Here is a 21,695-nt window from a genome sequence, read left to right as displayed (position 1 = left end):
ACCCTACAGCCCTCACCCCGGCCCTCTCCCCGCAGGCGGGAGAGGGAGAACCGGCGCTGCGCTTCAGCTCGCTGCGAACTTCACCAGCTTGATGGCGTCGAAATCCTGGACGCCGCCGCCGACGCGCTTGGTGGTGTAGAACAGCACGTAGGGCTTCGACGAATACGGATCGCGCAGCACCCGCACGCCCTGGCGATCGACGATCAGATAGCCGCGGCGGAAATCGCCGAACGCGATGCTGAGCGAGCCCGCGGCGATGTCCGGCATCTCCTCGGCATCCGCGAGCGGGAAGCCGGCCAGGCTGGCGCGGCCGCCGGCGGTGACGGGCGGCTGCCAGATATAGGCGCCGGAGGAATCCTTGAACTTGCGGATCGCCGCCTGGGTGCGCCGGTTCATCACGAAGCTGGCGTTCTGGCGATAGCCGGGCCGCAGCGCGTAGATCAGATCGATCAGCACGTCGGCCGGCGCCGAGGAGGCAAAGCCCGACGAGACGCCGGTGGCGATGGTGCCGAGCTTGCCCCAGCTCCAGGCGCCGTTGTCCACCGTCGGCACGGCCAGAAAGCCCTTCGGCTTGTTGATGCCGTCGCCGGCCACGAAGGCGAGGCCCTCCTGCTCGGCGAACACCTGGTCGATTTCGCCCGCCAGCCAGTCGTCGAGATTCACCGCCGCGTCGTCGAGCAAATTCGCGGTCGCGGCCGGCATCGCGTACAGCTCCATCGCCGGGAACGACAGCGCGTCGAACGACGGCGAGGCGGTCTGCGGCCGGGGATCGGTCTCGCCGACCCAGCCGGTCGCCGGACCGGCGATCGTGTACGGCTTCTTGTAGACGCCGCCGGAGATCTCGCGCACCGAGGCCAGCGCCCGGATCGGCGAGATCGTCGCCAGCCGCGCCGAGATGCTGCGCTCCAGCTCGCTCGGCACCAGATAGCCGCCGTCCGGCGACGAGCCGATCGACATCGCCTTGGTCTCGATCCGGCGCAGCCCGCTCGCATCGCCGCTGCGCACATAGGCGTCGAACGCGCTGTTGTGCTCGCGCTGATCCGCCGCCGGCGGCCGCTCGGTTGCCAGTTGCGGCCGCGCCGCCTTCAGCGCCAGCTCGTCGAGCCGGCGCTGCTGATGATCGAGCGCCGCGTCGATCCGCGCCAGCTTCTCCTCGGCGACGACGTCGCCGCGGCCGCCCTCGATCGCCTTCAGCCGCGCGTCATTCTCGGCCTTGTAGTCCTCGAAGGTGCGCATCAAGGCATCGAACACCTGCTGCGCATCGTCGCCGGCAAGGCCGGCCTTGGTCTCGGGAGCGTGGTCGAACGTGGTCATCATGAGATCCCTTGTGGTGATGATGAAGGAGGTCGGTCTTAAAAAAGTCGTCGCCCCGCCCCGCAGCGCGCCCCCTCTCCCGCCTGCGGGAGAGGGTTGGGGTGAGGGCAGCCGGGCATCGCAGCGTCGGGGCTCAGGACGACGCTCCATCGCCCGCGTCGGCGCTCCGTGCTGATGCGGGCGCGCGCGGGGCGAGGTCCGGGCGCGCCCGGCCAGTGATACTCGCCAGCGCCTGTTTGCGGCCGGCGCGGGTGGACAGCGTCGCCGCGATCCTCCCGCGCCGGATCGGCGATGCCGGTGCCTCCGCGGCATCGTCGGAACTCATCGCTGCCGCATCGTGGACGCGGCACCACGCCGCCTCCGCCGCGGCGCGCTGCGGCGAGGGCCGCGGCGTCTGCTTGACGGTGGCGATGCGCGCGCCGTTCAGCAGCGGAAAGGTGACGATCGAGATCTCCCAGAGATCGACCTGATACAGCCGCCGCACCCGCGTCTTCGGATCGATCCGGCCGCGCACGGTGCGATAGCCGATCGACAGCCCGTCGATCGCGCCTTCGCGCAGCAGGGCGAGGAGTTCACGGCCGCGCGCCACGTCCGGGATCAGCCGGCCACGGGCGCGCAAGCCCCGCCAGTCCTCGATCAGTTCGAGCCAGACACCAACCGGCTCGGCGGGATCGTGCTGAAACAGCATCGGGATTTTGCGCAGGCCGCGCTGCTTCAGCGTCTGGGTGAAGGCGCCGGGCATCACCATGTCGCGCGCCTGATCGACCTCGCCGAACAGGCTGGCATAGCCTTCGATGCTGCCGTCGCCGGCCAGCACAAATCGCGCCGGCGCCGGCACGGCATCGGTGAGCGGGGCAAGCATGAGCGCCTCGTGAAAACGATGGATGGAGAGAACGATCTGCTGAATCGAGTGCCGACACGCCGCGCCGCGATCAGCGGCAGGCGGCGCCGGCCCTCCCCCCCCCCTTTGCGGGGAAGATGGACGGCTCGTCAGGTCGGCTGAGGCGAGGTTCGCGCGTCGCGGCGCCTGCTTAGCAAAGCGGCGCGACGCCCTCCCCGCCGCAGCGAACTACTTCGCGCGCTTCTTGGCCGGCCGGCGCGGCATCGGCTTCGCCCGCGCGCGCCGCGGCACGGCGCTGTGCGCCTGATCGAGATGGCTGAGAAATTCGCGAAACACCTTGGACGGATCCTTGGCCGATTTGGTCTCGCGGCGGATCGACGCCATCACGCGGTGCAGCCGGTCCATCGATTGCGCCTGGTCGGTCATCGGGCCCCTCCGTCGTCGTCACGCTCCAGCGCGCCGCGCCGGCGCCGCCGGGCCCGGCGGTTGAACAGCTCCAGCGCGTGGACGAAGTCGTCGAACCGCCGCACCGCCGCCGCCCACTCCCGAAGTACAAACCACAGCCCGAGACTGGCGCCGACTGCCCACAGCAGCAAAGCCACGTGAGCGAGGTCCCCGCGCTCGGAAAAAATCTTGATCAGATCGGACATCAGCACCCTCGCGCGCAGACATCCGCGTGGCGGACAATCGTCCTCGCGCCGTCAGTCGTTCTTCATCGTGAGAGGAATGCTCGCGCTCGCAGCTCAGCGGCGCAAAAACCCGAAGCCGTCGCCGGGAGGCTGCTCGTTGATATCTTCATCCCGCAATACGCGCGGCTCCGGCCCGGGTTTGAAGAAGCCCGGAAAGCGAAAGGTCTTGGGCGGCAGATCCTTGCCGTCGACCCATTCGATGCTGGTCGGTAGTTCGCCGTCCCGGTCCATGAACTCCTTCACGGCGGGCCACGCGTGCGCGTAGGGAATAAACAGACCGACCGGCCGCAGATCGCCTTGCAGCGTCCGCAACCACTCCTTGATCCTGCTCATGTCACCCTTGGAGTAACAATCAAGCGGCTGCCTGATCCGGCCATCCCACTTCGAATAGTGCAAGAAGACGCCGAAATCAGGTGTCCCAACCATTGTGAGATGCACGTTGACCTGATCGACTTCCGGCTTGCCATCGGTGCCATTGAGCCCGGTAATCTCGAGCCCCCACTCATCGTTGCCACCGACAGCGCTAGACCAGAGATTTTCGCTCGGCGAAAGGAAGTAAGGCGCTAGCTCGCCGGGCTCGGGCCAACCGTCCGGATCCAGATCTTGAAAGTAGATCCGCTTCCTCACTTCGTTCTCCAGACTTGTCATTCGCCCTGCCACATCACGCTCGCCCGGCCTGATTTGGGCTCGCGAATCGTGACATACGGATTGCCCAATTGCAGTCCGACTTTCGGCAACAGCTGCAGCCTGCGAGCCGCCAATCCTCACCCCAGCCGGTCGCCGCCCTCCAGCGGCGCGTAGCCGACGGCTTCGCGCTTTTCGTTCAGGCTGAGGAACGGCGCTGCCGTGACGCGGTCCCACAGCGCGGTGCGGTCGGGCGACAGCGCGTCGATCTGGTCGGTGTCGATCACCAGGCGGACGCCGTCTCCGAATTGCGGCGACAGCCACTGCGCCAGCGCGTTGCCGACGCGCGTCGCCAGCGGCAGCACGGTCTGGCGCACGAAGCTGCGGTTCGCTTCCTGATAGTTCGAGAAGGTGTTGTCGCCCGGAATACCGAGCAGCATCGGCGGCACGCCGAAGGCGAGCGCGATCTCGCGCGCCGCGGCGTGCTTGGCTTCGAGAAAATCCATGTCCTTCGGCGACAGCGCCATCGGCTTCCAGTCGAGGCCGCCTTCGAGCAGCAGCGGCCGGCCGGCATTGGCGGCGCCTTCGTAGGTCTGCTCCAGCTCGCGCTTGAGGCGGTCGAACTGCGTCTCATTCAGCACCGCGCCTTCCGGCCCGGCATACATCAGCGCACCGGAGGGGCGCGCCGAATTGTCGAGTAGCGCCTTGTTCCAGCGCGCGGCGGCGTTGTGGGTGTCGACCGCGGCGGCGGCGGCTTCGAGCGGCGCCAGGCCGTAGTGATCGTCGAGCGGATGGAACAGCGTCAGATGCAGGATCGGCGGGATCGCGCCGTGCTGATCGAACCGCACGCTGCGACCGCCGACGCTGTAGTCGTAAGCCTCCGCCCAGCCGTCAGCACCCGGCACCACCTTGATGCGGTCGGGGCGCAGCGCGTAAAGTTCGTGGACCTGATCGCCGAGTGCGACCGCTTCGAGATAGGCGTTGCCGGCGAGCAGCAGATGCGCCACCAGCGTCTCGCGCAGCGCCGCCCCGTCCTGCCGCGGATTGGGCCGCGCCAGCAGCTGCGCCAGCGGATGCGCCTCCTTCTCCTGCGCGCCGTCGAATATCGAGTACACGCAGCCGCCGACATGCTCGGCAATCAGCCGCACACACCGATGCACAACCGCGTTGCGCACGTAGCCCTCGCGGGCCAGCCCGGCATAGTCGCGCGGCGTCCAGCGCGCGAGGCCGCCCGACTCGAACGCCAACAGCCGCGCGGTGCGCGACGCCTTGGCTTCGGGCGGCGCGAGATAGGCCTTGAGACGATCGAACATGAGTCAGTCCTTTACAGCCGCAGCGCAGCGCCGCCGGCATTACAGCGCGCGGACACGCGCCCTGCCGGTTCGCCACTGGGGAGGCATGTTGAGCGTGAGGCAGGCACGTTCAGATCGATGCGGCCGAAAACACAACGGCCCCGGCCACGCGAAACCCGCGCGGCGCGAGGTCGAAGTTAATGTAGGAGATCAGACTGCGTTCAACCGGCCGCAATCCGAGCCGCCTCGGCGGCCGCACGGTGCATGCTGCTCGACATCTCGCTCGTCACGGTGCTCTGCTCTTCGACAGCGGCAGCGGTCGAGGTGACGTATTCGCTGACCTCGTTGATCGCCTGCTTGATGGCGTTCAGCGCACTCGCGACATCACCCGAGATTGTGTTGAGGCTGCTGATTTCCTCGCCGATTTTGTCGGTGGCCTGCTTGGCCTGATTGGCAAGGTTCTTGACCTCGGCGGCGACCACTGCGAAGCCGCGACCGGCCTCGCCGGCACGCGCCGACTCGATCGTTGCATTGAGCGCCAGCAAGTTGATCTGACCAGTAATGTTGTTGATCAGTTCGACGATGCCACTCATCGATTGCGCTGCGCTGGTGAGTCGCTGCGCCTGGGCGTCGGCGTTCGAGACCCGGTCGACGGCGCCGGAGGCGGTCTCTCGCGACTTGGTCATGGTCGAGGAGATTTCGCGCACCGACGTATTCAGCTCTTCGGCACCTGCAGCCACCGTCTCCATCATCCCGCGCACCCGCTCGTTGCCGATCCGGGCAAGCACCTGCTTGGTAACATCGGTGGCGAACTTCACGACCTTGAACGGTCGGCCATTGAGATCAAGAATAGGATTATAGGACGCCTGAATATAGACCTCCCGCCCCCCCTTGCCGATCCGCTTGTATTCGGCCGCCTGGTATTCGCCGCGATTGAGCGCGGCCCAGAACTCTCGATACGCCGCGCCATCACGCTCCGACGGATCGACGAACATGCTATGGGACCGGCCCTTGATCTCGCCCAGCGTATAGCCCAGCGCATGCAAAAAATTGTCGTTGGCGGTCAGCACGGTGCCGTTCATGTCGAACTCGATCACCGCCTGCGACTTGCCGATCGCGGCGATTTGGCCGGCCATGTCGGCATTACGCAGTTTTTGCTCGGTGACATCGGTGGAGAATTTCACCACCTTGGCGGGCCGGCCCTTGTCGTCGAAGATCGGATTATAGGACGCCTGCAGCCAGATTTCCCGGCCGCCTTTGCCGATCCGCTTGTATTCAGACGCCTGGTATTCGCCGCGATTGAGCGCGGCCCAGAATTCGCCATACCCGGCACTGTCTCGGTCGGCCGGCTCGACGAACATGCTGTGGTGCTTGCCCTTGATCTCGTCGAGGCTGTAGCCGATGGTTCTGAGAAAATTCTCGTTCGCGGTCCGGACCGTCCCGTCCATGTTGAACTCGATCACCGCCTGCGAGCGATTGGCCGCCGCCACCTGCCCGGCGAAATCGACATTCTGCAACCGGATCGCTGCATCGGCCCACTCGACCACCACCCCTGCACGACTGCCGTCCGCATTGTTGAGCGGCGTTGCGATCAGATCGAAGATCCGCGGTCCGATCTGAATCGTCGCGCGATGCACCGAGCTGAGGCTCTTCAGCATCTGACGCTGATGACTTGGATTCTTGTGGAAGTTGTCGATGTTGGTGCCGATCAGCGTATCGACATTGAACTTCGGAAGTTCCTTGCGAAGGTCGCTCTCGGCATCGCGCAGCAGGGAAGTGACCGAGTCGTTCATGTAAACGATGTTGAGATCGGCGTCCGAGACCATGATGTTGGCACGGACAGCTTTCGTCGCCATCAGCGTCAAGCCGCCGGCATCGCTCTTGGACTTACGACTGAACATTGATTCTCCCGACGTGCGGCGCGGACGATGAAACTCGTAACCACTCTGAGGAAGAATCCGGTAATGATCGATTAATGCTGCAACTCGTAGAAGTACCAACGACCGGTCGACGGCATTGATCAGCCAACAGCCAATTATCTCGGAGACTGGCCTCGAACTTAAGACGGCATCGATACCATCACACGCGATGCGCGAATTTCATTCGATCGACACGTTGATTAGCTGAGCCAGACGAACCAAGTCAGCCCCATTATCATCACGGCCAAACCAGTACTGATGGTGAGCAACGCAAGCACCGACGGCCCGCGTTCCCCCTGCCTCGCCTCGATCGCACTTTCAACGATACGGCCGTTTTCGTGGGTCGCCATGTATCCCTCCTCGCAAGCTGGTCGTGCGCTGTCAGCACGTCATCGAGGAGTCAAACGCGTCATTAGCTTACCCGTTCCGACTGACGATCCCGTCGGCAAGAGGCATGCGGCCAACGATCATGGAACCAGAAACGCGCCTGGGGAGATCGGCGTCGATGCACTCTGAGCGCGCAATCGACACAACAAAGCTCCGACACCTCAATGCGGCGCCGTCGTTCGAACCCAATTGTGGAGCATGGCCCAACCTTATGCGGCGAGCGTCACGCTGTCAAGGACTATTTTCTTATCCAGACTTCACCGCGGCAACAGTCTGCTGCCGAGCGTGGCTGCCGAGCAGCAGGCCCGCCAGCAGCATCAGAAATCCCATCGCGGGCGGCGCGAACATGGCTTCTTCCTGAAACAGACCGTTGGTCAGCACCACCAGAATGCCAAAGGCTGCGAGGCCGAGCAGCAGGATCCCGGAGCGCGCATAGAGCCGCCAGCACGCCAGCGCCACCAACACATAGAAGCCGAGCGGTATCAGAGCGGCAACACCCATCTGGTACAGCAGCACGCCGATCGAACTTTCGGCAGCGCCTTCGACCGCTCCGGCCTGCTGTGCGGCCTGCCAATTGATGCCGGAGAACCCTTCCGTCAGATTGCCACCCAATCCCAGTCCACGACCGAGCGGCGCGTGAAGGAAGCCGTTCACACCGCCCATCAAGCCGATGACGTGATAGTCGCCGATCTGCAGGCCGGTGCGGATGAGGACAGCCGCATAGACCGCGAGCACCACGACCGCGCCGCCGAGTACCAGGATTGGACCGACAAGAGCCGTGCCGATCCAGGCGGCCACGACGAACAGCACCATGATCGCCGCGCCTTTGACGCCGCACAGCAACATCAGCGCAAACGCCAACGCGCCAAGTACGCGGCGCCCCACCGCCAGCAGAAACAGTGCGAAAAATCCGACGCCATAGGCGAAGCTGACCGGACTGATGTTCGGTCCGTACAGCCGCAGCATTTGGCCGAGGCCTAGGCCGCTCAGCAACGACGTGTTGAAGAAGTCGACGACGAACAAATCCTTGATCCCGACGATCACCTTTCCGGTGGCCCGCATTTCGCGCTCCCACACACCGGAATTGGTCGCCTTGATCTCTTCGAGCCGCCAGTAAGCATGGCCGTTGGTGATATCCAGCCATGCGTCACGGAATGCAAATTCGATACCGCCACAGATCAGCACCAGAACGGCGATCGTTACCACATAGGGTGTCACCCGGATCCGGTGGGTCGCGGCGGCCAACAGCGCGAGTTGAAACAGTAGGATCGGCAGTGCGATGTTGCGGAGATAGATCGCCGCGGCCTTCGGCTCACGGGCGAGCCCGATCATGAAGTAGATACCCATCACGCCGAGCACCGCGGTGCTCGTCAGCAGCAGCCGGTTCAGCGCAGGCGATCGCTGCGACACCGCCGCACGCGCGAAAGCGACGAGCCACAGCACCGCACAGATCAGGAAATTGTAACCCTTCAGAAATTCGAGTTCGGACGGTTCAGCCACGAGGGGTGAGAACAGCGACACGAACAGGTTCTGAAACATCATCAGAAAGATCGCGATCACCGGGCCCTGCGCCGGCATCGCGGTCGCGATCGCGATCGCGACCAGCGTCTCGACCGCGATCGCCAGCATCGGGCTGACGACGTGCAGCAGCGGCGAACATGCCGTGGCAGTCACCGCGACGACGAAGGTCAGAACGATCCTGGCGAGCGGTTCGCCCGCATGGTCGACATCGACATTCGAGAGCGCTTCTGGGCGCGCATCACGAACAGCGGACGTATCGGCGAGCCGCATGGTTCGTGCCTCTGTTGCGCTGATTGGACGAGCCTTCATCGATAGCAGGCAACGCCGAAGAACCGGTTAACCATCGCGGGTTCCGCTCGCTGGCGGATCGCGGTCAGCGCCCACGTTAATCATTCGGCAAGAAACGCCGATGCGAGCCGTCCGCTCGCGACCGTTGCGCTTGATTCGCGACACACGCGCATACTACGAAAATAGCTCAATCGAAGGCGTCATCGAACAAGACGTCACCGAACCAGACTGGAGCGCTTGGTCATGCGGAGCATCGGACAGATCATCGGCGACTACGACAATCCGAACAGCCTCGGTTCGAAGTTCCGGCGGCGGCGTAGCGCACCACTACGAGAGATGATCGAAGCTGTTCACACAGAAAAGGGCTCGGTCCGAATTCTCGATGTCGGCGGCATGGAATATTATTGGGACATGCTTGGCCCGGACTACCTCGCACAGCACAAGGTCACCATCGACCTGCTCAATCTGAAAGACGACATCCGTCCCGTCAAAAATCCGGAATTCTTTCGCGCGATCGAAGGCAATGGCTGCGACCTTCCGTTCCCCGACAACGCCTACGATATCTGCCATTCCAATTCGGTGATCGAGCACGTCGGCAATTGGCACAACAAGCTGTCGTTCGCGCGTGAAACGACGCGTGTCGCGCCGCGTTACTTTCATCAGACGCCGAATTTCTGGTTCCCGTGGGAGCCCCATCAGAGCATGGCTTTCTATCATTGGCTGCCAGCCCCGATGCAGCTCTGGATCGCACGGCATCACCGGCTCGGTTGGGCCAAGACCAAGGCGCAGACGGTGACCGATGGAATGTGGGCCGTGGAGCACGCCAGCATGCTCGACCGCACCATGGTCGACAGCCTGTTCCCCAACGCCAAGATCATCGTCGAGTACTTCGTCGGTCTGCCGAAGTCGTTCGTTGCGATGCGGGCTTGAAACCCTCGAATTCTGGCCGGCTCGGAACAGAAAATCGGCATGCGATCGACCGCGGCGAGCTCATCGCTCCCGCCGAAGCCCTTTGACACGAAGTCAAATTGGGTTCGCGTGAAACAACCTGCCAAAAGGCCGTCGCTCGAATTCCAATTCGATCGCGGTTGGAAATGTGCCGGTCCGCTTCGGCCAGGCGTAGGCTGGCCGAGACAGCTACTGCTTTTTGAGCGCGTCGCCGACCGAAGTGTATTTGGCGGTCACGGTGGTGCCCAGCGCGTTGACGGCGACGACGATCACAGTGCTGATACCTGCGGCGATCAGGGCATATTCGATCGCGGTGGCGCCACGCGTGTCGGCTTGAAAACGGGCAATCAACTGCCGCACCGAACTCTCCTGTATTCGCACGCCCCGTGGCCCGACTGGGTGGAACCTGGCCGAACACTAGCGGTGACAGGTTACAGGAATCTTGATGTCGATCCGACCAAACGGCGGTTACGGATCGGCGTTCGGAAGCGGTAACGGATGCCCTGGCACCAGGTCGGGCCCTGCCGCGGTCAAGGCCGCACGACGATCCAGCACCGCATGGTGAAATTGCTCCAGTACCAGACCGAAGGGCTCGAGATCCTCGATCGCGCCGTCATCATAACAATCGAGCGTGTCGCGCAGGATCTTGTCGATCTCGTGCTGCAGAGCCTCCAGGGCCTCCAGAGACTCTGCCTTGCGCGCCTTTGCCACCATCGCCAGTGCGTGATCCCGCATCTTGGCGCCGGCTTCTCGCTCGTCGCGGGTCAGGTAACTGCGGAACCAGGCGCCGGCCGAGCCGAGGCCGGACAGCAGCAGCACCAATCCCCAGATGTAATCGCTGTTGCGCTCCATGAAGGTACGGTCGGTACCGTCGATGAATGCAGCCGCGCCGCGATGCGCCGGGATCGCCGCGTCCTTCTCGGTGTCGGGCGCCTCGATCTTGCCGGCGAGCGGCATCTCGCGCGAGATCTGCTGACGGGCGGCGAAGATCTGCCGCGTCAGCTTGGTGACCGTCACCGACGACAGCGACTGTCGCGCGATGATCAGATGATTGACGCTGACGGTGTCGACCTTGTCCTCGGGACGCGCCGGCTTCGTCGAGAAGATGCTGCCCGGAATCTCCTCTGACTCGTAGATCGGATACTTCTTGGCGATCGCATCGCCGACATCGATCGGCAGAAACCGCAGTTCGCCGCGCGCTTTGGCGGTCGCGGCGATGGCTTCGCCGGTGATCTTGCTGTCGAGCGGGCCGACCGCCAGAAACGCATCGAGTGAGGGATCGCCCGCCATTTCGGCGAGCTGCCCGGTGGCGAACTGCTCCTTGTGCACCTTGTCGGGAGCAACTCCGGACTCGGCCAGAATGATGTCGAACAATTTGACGTTGGCCGGCGTCCGGCCAATCACACCGACCCGACGACCGGCCAGATCCGCGATGGTCTTGACCGACTTCTTGCCCTTCCCTGCCGACGCTGGCGCCCACAGCACGACGACGTTCTTGCGCAACACCGCCACCGCCTGCGCATCCGCCGGCAGATCGAGATCGGCACGGGTCACCGCGAGATCCGCCCTGTGGTTACGAAACGCTTCGATGCTCGGCGTTGCCCCGCCGGTGACCAGCGGCACCAGCCGGACCGCGGCACGGTCTCGGGAAAAGCTCTGGGCCAGAGCTTGCACCAGCTTCAGATCTTCGCCGCCGCCCGGCCCGACCGCGATCTTCAAGCTCACCGGCCGTAGCTCGTAGAACACGACGGCCAGCACACCGACTGCAACCAGGATGAAAGTCAGGACTGCCGCCAGCGCGAAACGGGCGCGATTGCGGCGGCGCCGATTGCGAAAAGTATCGCTCCGATTGCCGTCTGGGGATGCCATCCCGTCACCCGCTTCTCGCGCCCGAGCGGCGCCAGCCAACGCCCTGCGCCGAGCTTACGGCCGTTGTGCGGCAGAGTACTGAATTTTCAGTTGCGGGCTACCGGCAAATGCCAGGGCCTTTGGGCTCCCTATTCCGAAAGCGAGAGCGTCGGTTCAGGGCCGGCGAGCTTCCGCTCTTCCATCGCCACAATGCACAGCGCCGACGCAGCCAACATCAGCGCCGCCGCACCGAACACCCAGCGGAATGCCGCCACCATGTCGGCAGCAGCAACGTTGCCGGTGACGTGGCGATGCTCGCCGCCGCCGAGCTGGATGTCACCGCCCAGCGCGATCAGCAGGATCGCCGTGAACGCCGCGACCGTAAACGAGGCCATCAGCGCCCGAAAGAAGTTCATCGCGCCCGTCGCGGTGCCGATCTGCGGCCGCGGCACTGCGTTCTGGATCGAGACGACGCTGACCGGAAACACCGTGCCGAGTCCGAGCGAACACAGCGACAACAGCGCCAGGAACAGCCATAGCGGCAGCGGCGTCAGAATCGCGATCGCCGAGGCCATCAGCGCCGCGAAGCCCGTGCCGAGAATCGCGATCCGCTTGTAGCGCTCGACATGCACCATCGCCCGACCGGTGAACGCCGCGCCGAACACCGAGACAGCCGCGATCGGGATCAGCGCCAAGCCGGATTGGCTCGCGGTCAGGTGGTACACCGCCTCGTAGTACAGCGGCATGTGCACGGTCAGCGCAATCATCGCACCCATGGTGAAGGCGCCCCCGGCCATCGCCCATGGCACCACGGTCCCGCTCATCAATGGCAGCGGCAGGAACGGCTCGCGCGCCCGCAGCGCGTGCCAGACGAAGCTCGCCGCCAGCAGCACCGCCGCCCCCGACAGCGCCAGGATCGTCGGCGAAAGCCAGGCGAAGCGGTTGCCGCCCCAGGTCAGCACCAGCATCACCGCCATCGCCGCGGACATCAGCAACACACCGCCGAGCCAGTCGACCTTGCGGCGGCGATGATACACTGGAATCTTCGCCATCTTCGGCAACAGCAGCCCTAGCGCGGCGATCGCCAGCGGCAGATTGATCCAGAAGATCATCGACCAATGCAGGTGCTCGGCGAAGAAGCCGCCGAGGATCGGCCCGCCGATCCCGGCCGACACCCACACACCGGAGAAATACGCCTGATACTTGCCCCGCTCGCGCGGCGTGACGACATCGGAGATCACGGTCTGCACGATCGGCATGATGCCGCCGCCGCCCAGCCCCTGCAGAGCGCGGCCGAGGATCAGGACCAGCAGGCTCGGCGCCAGGGCGCACATCACCGAACCGGCGACGAACAGGCTGAGCGAGACGATGATCATCACCCGCCGGCCATAGATGTCGGCCAGACTGCCGAACACCGGCGCCACCGCTGTCGACGACAGCAGATAGGCAGTAATCACCCAGGACAGACTCTCGACGTCGCCGAATTGCCGTCCGATCGTCGGCAACGCCGTAGCGACGATCGTCTGATCGAGCGCGGCGAGGAACATCGCCAGCAGCAGGCTCAACAAGATCGCACGAACTTCGCCCTGAGTCAGCGCGCCGGCCGGCGCCAGCGGCGGTGCGTCGCCGAGATTGATCACTTCGGTGGGAATGCTGGAGAGTTCGGCGGCAGCTTCGTCGGACAGCAGATGATGCGTCGGGTCCGCAGACCTGCGGCTCTGGCGTTCGGACATGCTCATGCGTGCGCGGAATCTCGTGGGCTGGAACGATGCGGAGGAAATTCGCCAGTGCGTCCTACTAACGCATCCCCTGCTGAAACGACAGCAACGTGAACGCATGGGTGCACCGCGTACCGCTCCCAGTCCGCTGACTCGAGATATCATCACCCCGCGGTGAAGTGTTCCGCATAGCAAAATTTGCCCACGGCTATTGGGATCGGAGGTCAGGCATGATTGGGTTCAAGCGACGTCTCCTCGCCACCTGCGCCGGCGCAGTGGCCATCGCGGGATTGTTATCGCCGCGGGTCGCCGACGCGTGCACACGTTTGGTTTACCTCGGTGCCGAGAATCAGGTCATCACAGCGCGCTCGATGGACTGGGCGCGTGACATCGGCACCAATCTTTGGATCTTCCCCCGCGGCATCAAACGTTCCGGCGAGGCCGGCCCCAATTCGGCCCAATGGACCGCGCGCTACGGCAGCGTCATCGCGTCGGCCTATGACGTCGCGACCTCGGACGGCATCAACGAGGCGGGTCTGGTCGCGAGCGTGCTGTGGTTGGCGGAATCGCAATATCCGCCGCTCGGCGGCTCCAAGCCGGGCCTGGCGCTGTCGCTATGGGCACAATATGCGCTCGACAACTTTGCCACCGTGGCCGACGCGGTCGATGCGCTGGCCAAGGAACCGTTCACGGTCGTCACTGACAATATGCCGGGCGAGCAACGCCTTGCCACGGTGCACCTGGCCCTGTCGGATGCCTCCGGCGACAGTGCCATCATCGAATACATCGAGGGCAAGCAGGTGATCCATCATGGCCGGCAATACCAAGTGATGACCAACTCGCCGACCTTCGATCAGCAGCTCGCGCTGAATTCCTACTGGCAGCAGATCGGCGGCACGGTGATGCTGCCGGGCACCAATCGCGCGGCCGACCGCTTCGCGCGCGCATCCTTCTATGTCGGCGCTATTCCGAAGACGCCCGACCCGGTGGAATCGATCGCCGCCGCCTTCAGCGTGATCCGCAATGTGTCGGTGCCGTTCGGGATCTCGACGCCCGATCAGCCGAACATCTCCTCGACCCGCTGGCGCAGCGTCGCCGACCACAAGCGCAAACTGTACTTCTTCGAATCCGCGCTGACGCCGAACGTGTTCTGGGTCGATCTGACCCAGATCGAGTTTGCCGCCGACAAGGGCATGGTGAAGAAACTCGACCTCGGCCCCGGTCAGCGCAACATCTTCTCCGGCGAGGTGCACGATCGCTTCAAGCCGGCGGAACCGTTCAAGTTTCAGGGGCTGTGAGGTCGGTCGACAGCGCAACAACAGGGACGAACTGCAGTCTCCGAGAGCTTCTCCCGGAGACGAAACGTCGGGGTCACTTGATCTTGTTGATGCGACGCAGATCGGCGTCGATCCGCGACTGCCAACCGGGACCTCCAGCCTTGTAGGTGTCGATCACTTCCGGCGACAGCCGCAGCGACACCAGCCGCTTGGTCGGCGCCTTGTTCGGTCCACGCCCGCGGCGGATCGAAGCGGCGAGATCGGGAAATACTTCGGCGAAGGGGCGAAGCTCTTTGATCTGCTCCGCCGTCAGTTCCGGACTTTCAACATCGTCCCAATCCTGCTTGCTGTAACCTCGGCCGGGCTGAAACGTCTTCGAGAGCCTTTTATTCATCGATCAGTCTCCTCTCCCTGCGACTTGCAGGACGCATACTGATGACGCTGACGCCCTCAGTGCCGAGCTTGAGAAATACAACGACGATGACTCCGTTGAACAATTCTCCGACCGCGATCATTCGGTCGAGCTTTGCTGGAACGATCGCCGAACGTTCAAAAAACGCCTCATCGAGATCGGCGAAGTCCATCCCATGCCGGTCGATATTGACGAGCCGCTTGTGCTCATCCCAGACAATCCGCATGGCGATCAACTCATTATAATGTATCTACAATAAAATCGGCGTCAAGCTGGGCGAGCGGCAGCAGACGGGCCGCCAGCATGGACCATCAGCGGCCGAGCGCCTACATCATCCGAGTACCCACCTGGAGTTTGCATGCCCCGTTCAGATCTCGCCGCGCCTGAGGACGCAGCCGGCGCCACGCTCGCCAATTGGCGCGAGCTGCCGTTCAGCCGCTGGTCGTTCCGCAACATCGATGCCCTGATCCCGACCGAGACGATCCCCAACGCGCCGGACGATATCTGGCCCCTGCCTGCCGCCCCGCGCGAACTCACTGGCTTTCGCGTCCGCGCCCAGGGCGGAGAAATGCTCGACCTCGAGGGCTTTCTGACAGCGACCGACACCGACGCGCTGGTCGTGCTCAAGGACGGCACGATCGCCTTTGAGGCTTACGCCAACGGCACCACCGCGACGACACCGCACATCATCATGTCGGCGTCGAAATCGATCACCGGGTTGATCGCCGGCATCCTCAGCGAGCGCGGCCACCTGCAGCTCGACGCCGAGGTGACGACACTGATCCCGGAAGTGGCGGGCACTGCGTATCAGGGCGCGACGCTGCGCCAGATGCTCGACATGCGGACCGGCATTCTGATCGACCTCGACGCCCAGCGCGCCTATGCGGCCGCAGCCGGCTGGGATCCGGTGTCGCCGACCGAACCGCCGACCGATCTGAAAGCGTTCTATCGCAATCTGGCGATCAAGCCGCAGCCACATGGCGGTCCGTTCCGCTACGTCTCCGCCAACACCGATCTGCTCGGCTGGGCGATCGAACGCGTCACCGGCACCTGCTTCGCCGCGCTGGTTTCCGACCTGTTGTGGCGCCCACTTGGCGCCGAGCAGCCGGCCTCGATCACCACCGACCGGCAGGGTCAGGCACGCACCACCGGTGGCTTCAGCATGGTGGCGCGTGATTTCGCCCGGATCGGACAGATGATGCTCGACGACGGCTGCCGCGACGGCCGCACCATCGTGCCGCCATCATGGATCGACGACCTGTGGAGCGGCGGCGATCCGGATGCGTGGCGGCGAGGCGAATGGCAGAAATTGTTTCCGTACCGGAATTTCAGCTACCGTGGCGGCTGGTACGTGATCCACGACGAGCCGAAGACGATGTTCGCGATGGGCATCCACGGCCAGAACCTGTTCGTGGATCCGGCCAGACGGCTGGTGATCGCCAAACTGTCGTCACAGGGCGCCGCAGTCGATAACGCCGCTTGGGCGATGACACATCGCGCGCTGCCGGAATTCCGTCGCTGCCTCGGATGAGCCGGCGATGCAGGATCCAAACAGCAAACCAACTACAAATGGAGAATAAAGAAGGCCCGGTCGCCATTCGGCGCCCGGGCCAAGTCTAGGGAGGAAACGCCCCAAGGAAGGGGACCGCGACGAACCGCATCGCGGATGTTCAGTATGTGACACACTTCCCACGTGTATTCTATTTAGGCAAATCCCGAGTCCGGGAATGTCCCATTGGTATTTCTACGGAGGACTCGCACGACCTTTGCCGGCTCAGAAGACGACCTTATCGAGCAGATCGATCAGATGCGGCTTGCCGTCGCCGACGATCTGCACCTTAGCCGCCAGCTTCGGATTGTCGGCGAAGAGTGCCGCCAGCCCCTGCTCCTGCGCCGACCAGTCCGGCCGCACGCCGCCTTTCGGCGGCTTGGCCCGGTTCGCCTCCTTCGCTTGCTGCTTGACCCAATCGGCCTTGCGCCCCGCATCGATCTCTTCGATCGGATAAGTCAGGTGGATCGTGTAGGCGTCGTCGGCTCCGCGCGCATCGAGCAGCATCTGCAGGGTGGCACGCTCCGGGTTGCCGTAGTCGCCATTGCCGGAGAACACGTAGTGATCGGCGGTGATGCGCTCGAAGAACGAGGTCTCGACGTCATTGTCGCTGCCGTGATGCGGCACCTTGAGAATGTCGACGTGCAGCGTCTCGCCTTTGGCCAGCTTACCGGACATCTCCAGCCCCTCGATGATCTTGTCGCCGCGGGCGTCGCCGGTCAGCAGCATGGTCTTGTCGCCGCATTCGGCCAGAAGCACGATGCTCGACAGGTTCGGCACCGATTTGTCGACGAAGGCGGCCAGCATCGCCGACGCGGTCGGCCTGGTGCCGTCGTTCTTGCGCTGCCGCAACCACTGATCGTGCATGTCCTGCAAAGCCTGGAGTTCTTTTTGCATCGGGCCGGCAACGGTGATGGCCACGCCGCTGAGATCGACCGGCGCGACGTCCGGCGAAGTCAGGATCAGCTTGCCCTTGAATTTGTGGTTCGGCTTCCAGCCGAGATCAGCAGCGTCGTCGCGCAGCGTGCGCCCTTGCGGCACGCTGGCCAGCACGGCTTGTGCCGCAGCCTCCTCCTCGCTGTCGCCGATCTCGACGCCAGCAAATAGATTGGCATCGGTGCCGGCCAGGATCGAGGCCGTACCGAATCCGCTCGTCAGTTCGTCCGGCTTGGTCGACAGCAGGTCGTCGAAGCTGTTGTGCCAAAGGCTGGTCACGGCGAGCCGCAGACCTGCCGCCCGCCTGCGCTGCTCATGGGTCAAATCGAGAATGCCGCGAATATGATCGTCGTCGATATGGCTGACCAGCACGACGTCGACCGGCAGCGGATCGGCGGTGTCGAGCAGACCGGCCCGCTCGCGCGCGGCGCGCAGCCTCTGCAGGCGCGGCTCGAGAGACTTGGCGTACACCGTTGCCGGGCCGCCATCGATCAGCATCAAGCGCGGCCTGTCCTCGGTGCCGTAATGCAGCATCAGGCAGTCGCCCTGTCTCGCCCTCAGCACATCGAGACTGAAATACATCGCTCTGCTCCCGCGCGCTGGTGCCTTCAGATCGACTGGAACGCGCGCAACACGTCCAGCATGCCGTGCCCCTGGAAACTGCGTTCGCGGCCGAGATCAGTCGCGCTGGCGCACAGGATCTGCTTCACCCGCCGCGGCTGACCGACCAATTCTTCATAACGCGCCAGCAGCATCGCCGCCGCGCCGCTGACATGCGGCGCCGCCATGCTGGTGCCAGACTCCGGCGCCCATCCGTGGTTCAGCACGGTGGAGTAGACCCGCTCTCCCGGCGCCACCAGATCGGGCTTCAGGCGACCGTCGCCGGTCGGCCCGCGGCTGGAAAAGAAGCTGATGCCGTAGGTCTGCGGCCAATTGCCGTGGGTGGAGCCGACGGTGATAACGCCCTCGCCGTTGCCGGGATCGGTGATGCTGAAGGCGGCATAGTTCTCGAACGGACCGTCGGCAGTCTGGAATTTCTGAAAACCGCGATTGCCTGCGGCTGCGACCACGACAACGCCACCCTCCACCAGCCGTTCGCATTCGTTGCACACCGGCGTCCGGCCACAGGCGTAGTTGCGGACATTGTGCGGGATCGACAGGCTGAGATTGACGCCGTGGACAGTGATGTAATTGTGCCGGTCGTTGATGTAGCGGATGTATTGCAGCGCCGCGATCACCGCGAATTCGGTGTCCGCTGCGGTCTTGCCGAGCACCCGGAAGTCGTACAGCCGGATATCCGGACACATGCCGCTGTAGGACTCGCCGTCCCTTTTGCCGTCGGCACCGATAATGCCGGCGACGTGAGTGCCGTGCGGATTGGTCGGCGGCGGCGGATCTTTCAGCGTGATCAGCTTCTCGACATCGGCCCAATTGATCGGACGCCGGTTCTCAGCGTCCGAGGCGACCTGTTTGAGATATTTCTGCGTCGCCTCGAACGACAGGCCGGTGGTCCGCGCGATGCGATCGACCTCGGTAGGCCCAACGTCGTCGACCTCACTGGTGACGATCTCGCGGATCCGGGTGAAATCGAAGGTCTTCCTGACCCGACTGGTAAGGACTGGATTGTTCGGATCGGTCGTCGCCTGCTTGTCGACCATCTGCAGCGCCGGATGACTGCCGTCGATTCCGGAATCGATCACGCCCCAGACGATCCGGTCGCAGGCCACGCGAAACAACGACTGTGCCGCATCGGCCTTGACCGCGGGGACCGAGCGATCCAGCGCAGTGTCGGCCCGGCGGTTCAGCGACACCTGAAAGATAAAGCCGCTGGCCAGCGCCTCGTCGTCGAGCTCTCCCATTTCGGCGCTCTTGCGGACCAATTCGGCGCGATTCTCCTCGACCATGGGATAGATGTCGAACATCTCCTTGATGATCTCGGCGGCATAAGGCGCATACAGCGCGAAGGCCAGATCCTCGTCGAGCTCGGGCAAGGCCAGCAGCGTCGCCGTGCTGCTTGCGGCCTGCGCCGGCAGATGGTCTTCGACGCGACGCGTGCGCTTACTGATCCAGAAGATCAGCCCGGCGAGCGCGATGTAACGCTCGAGCGAGGAGTAATTCTCGCGATCAACGCTGACGCCTGCTTTGCGGGTGGCGCCGGGCGGCGTCTGCAGCAGCTTGACGAGCGCGGCTTGGCGGTGAGCGACCCCCTCGATTCGATCGCCCCCCTGCTGCTGCCACCACAGCGTCAGCGGCACCAGGATGCACAGCACCTCGTCGAAATACAGCTCGGCCGCGACAAGCCCCTGCAGATAGGCGATCTTGGCGGACGCGAGCGGGCGCGACAGATGCTCGTCGATCATCTGGTTGCGCGATTTGTTCCAAATCGGCCGGCCGAGGCGGATCATGCCGGCCACATCGGCGGCAGTCGCCTTGAAGTGCGGGGTGATCAGCACATCCTGGCGTGCGCCGGGATCGAGCGCATAGGCGGCCCAGACATCGCCGAGCAGCGGCGAATCCTGCAGCACCCGGCGATCGTCGGCGGGACCGAGCAGGATCGTCTCGACGATCTCGCCCGGCAGCGAGAACTGCATCGGCCGGCCGTCGTCGCCGCTCGGCCATGAGGACACCTCGCGCTCCGCCATTGCCTCTCTCCTCGATCACGACACGGCCTGCACCTGTCCGGCCGCGGAGCTGGCGCGACCGTGCCGGTCTCAGACGCCCGATTGCGGATAAGGAAACTGTTTCGGCGTCGGCAACCCGGCATCGACATGCTTGCGCAGCGCCGCGTCGCACACCGCGTAACCCCAATTGATCAGCCGATCCTGGGTGACATCGTCGAGCCGCTTCAGCCGGGTGGCGATCTCGGCAAGCTGCATGGTTCGGAGGTGCGGACACGGCAGCGCATCGGCGAGCTGATAGTCGGTGATGTCGGTGCGGATGCCCCAATAGGCGCCGCGGCGCACATGCGATTTGAGCGAATCGATCAGTTGCCGCTTACGCAACGAGCGCACCTGATTGTCGACCAGATTGAGCACCCGATAGGCGTGCTGCGCCCAATCCGTCGCCGGCTCCTCCTCGGCAGCCACATGGCCGCCAGCATCGCTGACCAGAACGGTGGTGTAACGTTTCCACACGGTCTCCAAGCCGAGATTGTCGTACACGCCGCCGTCGGTCAGAAACACCCGGCTGGTGAACGGCTCGCGCTGCAGATCGTCGCCCGAGTTCGGCGTGAATTTGGTGGGGTCGAGCCGCAATTGGAACGGCGACAACACCGGCGGAAACGCCGAGGACGCTGTCACCGCCTGCGCCAGCGTTACGGTCGGATTCCGCACTTCACCGACCCGATAGTCTCGCATATAGGACTTGGCGAACCGCCACAGCACGCCCGACTGCACATTGGTGGCGTTGATGACGAAGCGCGGCGTGTCCGGCAGATCCTGCAGCGTGGCGCCGTGAAACAGTCCGTTGTCGTAGGCCTTGGCGATCTCGTCGCCGATCGATACTCCCGGCAGCGCAATGCCCCACAGGATCGAGCCGGCATCGATGGTCTCGCCCGCAAAGGCACGCAACGGTGCCACAACCTCGCGCACGAACTCGGTCGTGGTGCTGCCCGGCGCAAAACTCAATGCCGGCCATTTCAGTGCCAGCAGGCCGGCGGTGATCGAACCGCCCGATACGCTGGAAATCCGTTTGACGGTTTTCAGGATGCCGGCCTCGTGCAGCCGCCACAGCACGCCGATATGAAACACCATCGCGCGGTAACCGCCACCGGAGAGGCACAGCGCGACGCCGTCCTCGAGTTTCGGCGCGACGATTTCGGTCGGAACACGTCCTACGGGTGAATCGGTCATGCCCTTGCCCTCGCAAATCGGCTGGACGACCTGTGAATTCAATTCGCAATATTGGCGCGAACTTGCGCCAGCAACATAACTATCAATCAAGCACTGAGATACGACTTATAATTGAAGATTAGCACCGACTATCCCTGCTGTAAAGTAATCGCAACGCCCAGGAGTCGCGCGAGACCGCAAACGCGCCGCATCGCAAGCCATGGCAGCTGAGCTCCACCACGCACCGCACTGGACCACAGTTGTCCGCTACCGACTGTGAATGCCAAAGCGCCCCAAAGCAG

The 21,695-nt window shown here is 64.1% G+C and carries 20 protein-coding genes; 3 read left to right on the top strand and 17 right to left on the bottom strand.

Going from position 1 to position 21,695, the window contains the following annotated elements; all coding sequences use genetic code 11:
* Nucleotides 1-63: 63 nt before the first annotated feature.
* The 9 genes from DY468_RS05115 to DY468_RS05080 all read right to left on the bottom strand — a co-directional run bounded on the left by DY468_RS05115 (nt 64) and on the right by DY468_RS05080 (nt 8,857).
* Nucleotides 64-1,317, bottom strand: a complete 1,254-nt coding sequence (locus DY468_RS05115) for a phage major capsid protein (RefSeq protein WP_164603006.1) — start codon at nt 1,315-1,317, stop codon at nt 64-66.
* Nucleotides 1,318-1,447: 130 nt separating this feature from the next.
* A complete protein-coding gene (locus DY468_RS05110) occupies nt 1,448-2,176 on the bottom strand; it encodes an HK97 family phage prohead protease (protein WP_164603004.1) in 729 nt (242 codons plus the stop codon).
* Between the two features lie 207 nt (nt 2,177-2,383).
* Nucleotides 2,384-2,581 carry a hypothetical protein gene (locus tag DY468_RS05105; protein WP_164602864.1) on the bottom strand — a complete coding sequence of 66 codons (198 nt, stop codon included), beginning with the start codon at nt 2,579-2,581 and terminating at the stop codon, nt 2,384-2,386.
* Nucleotides 2,578-2,805, bottom strand: a complete 228-nt coding sequence (locus tag DY468_RS05100; RefSeq protein WP_164603002.1) for a hypothetical protein — start codon at nt 2,803-2,805, stop codon at nt 2,578-2,580. The genes DY468_RS05105 and DY468_RS05100 overlap by 4 nt, the downstream gene beginning before the upstream one ends.
* 93 nt (nt 2,806-2,898) lie before the next feature.
* Nucleotides 2,899-3,471 (bottom strand): hypothetical protein, encoded by a 573-nt coding sequence (locus DY468_RS05095; protein ID WP_349644247.1) that lies wholly within the window; start codon nt 3,469-3,471, stop codon nt 2,899-2,901.
* A gap of 137 nt (nt 3,472-3,608) precedes the next feature.
* Nucleotides 3,609-4,781: a phage portal protein gene (locus tag DY468_RS05090; protein WP_164602998.1), complete on the bottom strand. Its 1,173-nt coding sequence runs from the start codon at nt 4,779-4,781 to the stop codon at nt 3,609-3,611.
* Between the two features lie 200 nt (nt 4,782-4,981).
* Complete coding sequence (locus DY468_RS05085; protein ID WP_164602996.1) at nt 4,982-6,661, bottom strand: methyl-accepting chemotaxis protein; 1,680 nt, start codon at nt 6,659-6,661, stop codon at nt 4,982-4,984.
* A gap of 218 nt (nt 6,662-6,879) precedes the next feature.
* Entirely contained in the window at nt 6,880-7,029 is a 150-nt protein-coding gene (locus tag DY468_RS24585) for a hypothetical protein (RefSeq protein WP_205511972.1), read from the bottom strand.
* Nucleotides 7,030-7,312: 283 nt separating this feature from the next.
* A complete protein-coding gene (locus DY468_RS05080; RefSeq protein ID WP_164602994.1) occupies nt 7,313-8,857 on the bottom strand; it encodes a hypothetical protein in 1,545 nt (514 codons plus the stop codon).
* Between the two features lie 261 nt (nt 8,858-9,118).
* On the opposite strand from DY468_RS05080, the gene DY468_RS05075 reads away from it, so the two are divergent.
* Nucleotides 9,119-9,805 carry a methyltransferase domain-containing protein gene (locus tag DY468_RS05075; protein WP_164602992.1) on the top strand — a complete coding sequence of 229 codons (687 nt, stop codon included), beginning with the start codon at nt 9,119-9,121 and terminating at the stop codon, nt 9,803-9,805.
* A gap of 207 nt (nt 9,806-10,012) precedes the next feature.
* Here DY468_RS05075 and DY468_RS05070 read toward each other — a convergent pair whose 3' ends face one another.
* The 3 genes from DY468_RS05070 to DY468_RS05060 form a co-directional block, all read right to left on the bottom strand.
* Nucleotides 10,013-10,183 (bottom strand): Flp family type IVb pilin, encoded by a 171-nt coding sequence (locus tag DY468_RS05070; RefSeq protein ID WP_164602990.1) that lies wholly within the window; start codon nt 10,181-10,183, stop codon nt 10,013-10,015.
* A 108-nt stretch (nt 10,184-10,291) separates the two neighbouring features.
* Complete coding sequence (locus DY468_RS05065) at nt 10,292-11,692, bottom strand: TAXI family TRAP transporter solute-binding subunit (protein ID WP_164602988.1); 1,401 nt, start codon at nt 11,690-11,692, stop codon at nt 10,292-10,294.
* Nucleotides 11,693-11,820: 128 nt separating this feature from the next.
* The gene (locus DY468_RS05060) at nt 11,821-13,410 is read right to left on the bottom strand and encodes an MDR family MFS transporter (protein ID WP_205511969.1); all 1,590 of its coding nucleotides are present in this window, start codon (nt 13,408-13,410) and stop codon (nt 11,821-11,823) included.
* A 209-nt stretch (nt 13,411-13,619) separates the two neighbouring features.
* Between DY468_RS05060 and DY468_RS05055 the strand changes: the two genes are divergently transcribed.
* Nucleotides 13,620-14,687, top strand: coding sequence for a linear amide C-N hydrolase (locus DY468_RS05055; RefSeq protein ID WP_164602984.1), 1,068 nt, complete (start codon nt 13,620-13,622; stop codon nt 14,685-14,687).
* A 73-nt stretch (nt 14,688-14,760) separates the two neighbouring features.
* Here DY468_RS05055 and DY468_RS05050 read toward each other — a convergent pair whose 3' ends face one another.
* Both DY468_RS05050 and DY468_RS05045 read right to left on the bottom strand, forming a co-directional pair.
* On the bottom strand, nt 14,761-15,060 hold the full coding sequence (locus DY468_RS05050; protein ID WP_164602983.1) for a BrnA antitoxin family protein: 300 nt from the start codon (nt 15,058-15,060) through the stop codon (nt 14,761-14,763).
* A complete protein-coding gene (locus tag DY468_RS05045) occupies nt 15,053-15,304 on the bottom strand; it encodes a BrnT family toxin (protein ID WP_164602981.1) in 252 nt (83 codons plus the stop codon). Before DY468_RS05045 ends, DY468_RS05050 begins: the two co-directional genes overlap by 8 nt.
* 132 nt (nt 15,305-15,436) lie before the next feature.
* Here DY468_RS05045 and DY468_RS05040 point away from each other — a divergent pair, with 132 nt between their 5' ends.
* On the top strand, nt 15,437-16,609 hold the full coding sequence (locus DY468_RS05040) for a serine hydrolase domain-containing protein (protein WP_164602980.1): 1,173 nt from the start codon (nt 15,437-15,439) through the stop codon (nt 16,607-16,609).
* Between the two features lie 243 nt (nt 16,610-16,852).
* Here the strand turns inward: DY468_RS05040 and DY468_RS05035 are convergent, their stop codons facing one another.
* The 3 genes from DY468_RS05035 to DY468_RS05025 form a co-directional block, all read right to left on the bottom strand.
* The gene (locus DY468_RS05035; protein ID WP_164602978.1) at nt 16,853-18,145 is read right to left on the bottom strand and encodes a ComEC/Rec2 family competence protein; all 1,293 of its coding nucleotides are present in this window, start codon (nt 18,143-18,145) and stop codon (nt 16,853-16,855) included.
* Nucleotides 18,146-18,171: 26 nt separating this feature from the next.
* The gene (locus DY468_RS05030) at nt 18,172-20,205 is read right to left on the bottom strand and encodes a S8 family peptidase (RefSeq protein ID WP_164602976.1); all 2,034 of its coding nucleotides are present in this window, start codon (nt 20,203-20,205) and stop codon (nt 18,172-18,174) included.
* A 69-nt stretch (nt 20,206-20,274) separates the two neighbouring features.
* A complete protein-coding gene (locus DY468_RS05025; RefSeq protein WP_164602974.1) occupies nt 20,275-21,414 on the bottom strand; it encodes a patatin-like phospholipase family protein in 1,140 nt (379 codons plus the stop codon).
* Nucleotides 21,415-21,695 lie beyond the last annotated feature (281 nt).

Origin of the sequence: Rhodopseudomonas sp. BR0M22 (assembly GCF_010907035.1) — a bacterium.
In the GTDB taxonomy this organism is placed as follows: Bacteria; Pseudomonadota; Alphaproteobacteria; order Rhizobiales; family Xanthobacteraceae; genus Rhodopseudomonas.
This window is presented reverse-complemented; position numbering and strand designations above follow the sequence as displayed.

Coding starts and splice junctions, on each gene's coding strand:
- DY468_RS05090 (WP_164602998.1), bottom strand. CDS start 4,781: ATGTTCGATCGTCTCAAGGCCTATCTCGCGCCGCCCGAAGCCAAGGCG.
- DY468_RS05040 (WP_164602980.1), top strand. CDS start 15,437: ATGCCCCGTTCAGATCTCGCCGCGCCTGAGGACGCAGCCGGCGCCACG.
- DY468_RS05110 (WP_164603004.1), bottom strand. CDS start 2,176: ATGCTTGCCCCGCTCACCGATGCCGTGCCGGCGCCGGCGCGATTTGTG.
- DY468_RS05065 (WP_164602988.1), bottom strand. CDS start 11,692: ATGGCATCCCCAGACGGCAATCGGAGCGATACTTTTCGCAATCGGCGC.
- DY468_RS05055 (WP_164602984.1), top strand. CDS start 13,620: ATGATTGGGTTCAAGCGACGTCTCCTCGCCACCTGCGCCGGCGCAGTG.
- DY468_RS05100 (WP_164603002.1), bottom strand. CDS start 2,805: ATGTCCGATCTGATCAAGATTTTTTCCGAGCGCGGGGACCTCGCTCAC.
- DY468_RS05075 (WP_164602992.1), top strand. CDS start 9,119: ATGCGGAGCATCGGACAGATCATCGGCGACTACGACAATCCGAACAGC.
- DY468_RS05025 (WP_164602974.1), bottom strand. CDS start 21,414: ATGACCGATTCACCCGTAGGACGTGTTCCGACCGAAATCGTCGCGCCG.
- DY468_RS24585 (WP_205511972.1), bottom strand. CDS start 7,029: ATGGCGACCCACGAAAACGGCCGTATCGTTGAAAGTGCGATCGAGGCG.
- DY468_RS05035 (WP_164602978.1), bottom strand. CDS start 18,145: ATGTATTTCAGTCTCGATGTGCTGAGGGCGAGACAGGGCGACTGCCTG.
- DY468_RS05030 (WP_164602976.1), bottom strand. CDS start 20,205: ATGGCGGAGCGCGAGGTGTCCTCATGGCCGAGCGGCGACGACGGCCGG.
- DY468_RS05050 (WP_164602983.1), bottom strand. CDS start 15,060: ATGAATAAAAGGCTCTCGAAGACGTTTCAGCCCGGCCGAGGTTACAGC.
- DY468_RS05115 (WP_164603006.1), bottom strand. CDS start 1,317: ATGATGACCACGTTCGACCACGCTCCCGAGACCAAGGCCGGCCTTGCC.
- DY468_RS05060 (WP_205511969.1), bottom strand. CDS start 13,410: ATGAGCATGTCCGAACGCCAGAGCCGCAGGTCTGCGGACCCGACGCAT.
- DY468_RS05105 (WP_164602864.1), bottom strand. CDS start 2,581: ATGACCGACCAGGCGCAATCGATGGACCGGCTGCACCGCGTGATGGCG.
- DY468_RS05045 (WP_164602981.1), bottom strand. CDS start 15,304: ATGCGGATTGTCTGGGATGAGCACAAGCGGCTCGTCAATATCGACCGG.
- DY468_RS05085 (WP_164602996.1), bottom strand. CDS start 6,661: ATGTTCAGTCGTAAGTCCAAGAGCGATGCCGGCGGCTTGACGCTGATG.
- DY468_RS05080 (WP_164602994.1), bottom strand. CDS start 8,857: ATGCGGCTCGCCGATACGTCCGCTGTTCGTGATGCGCGCCCAGAAGCG.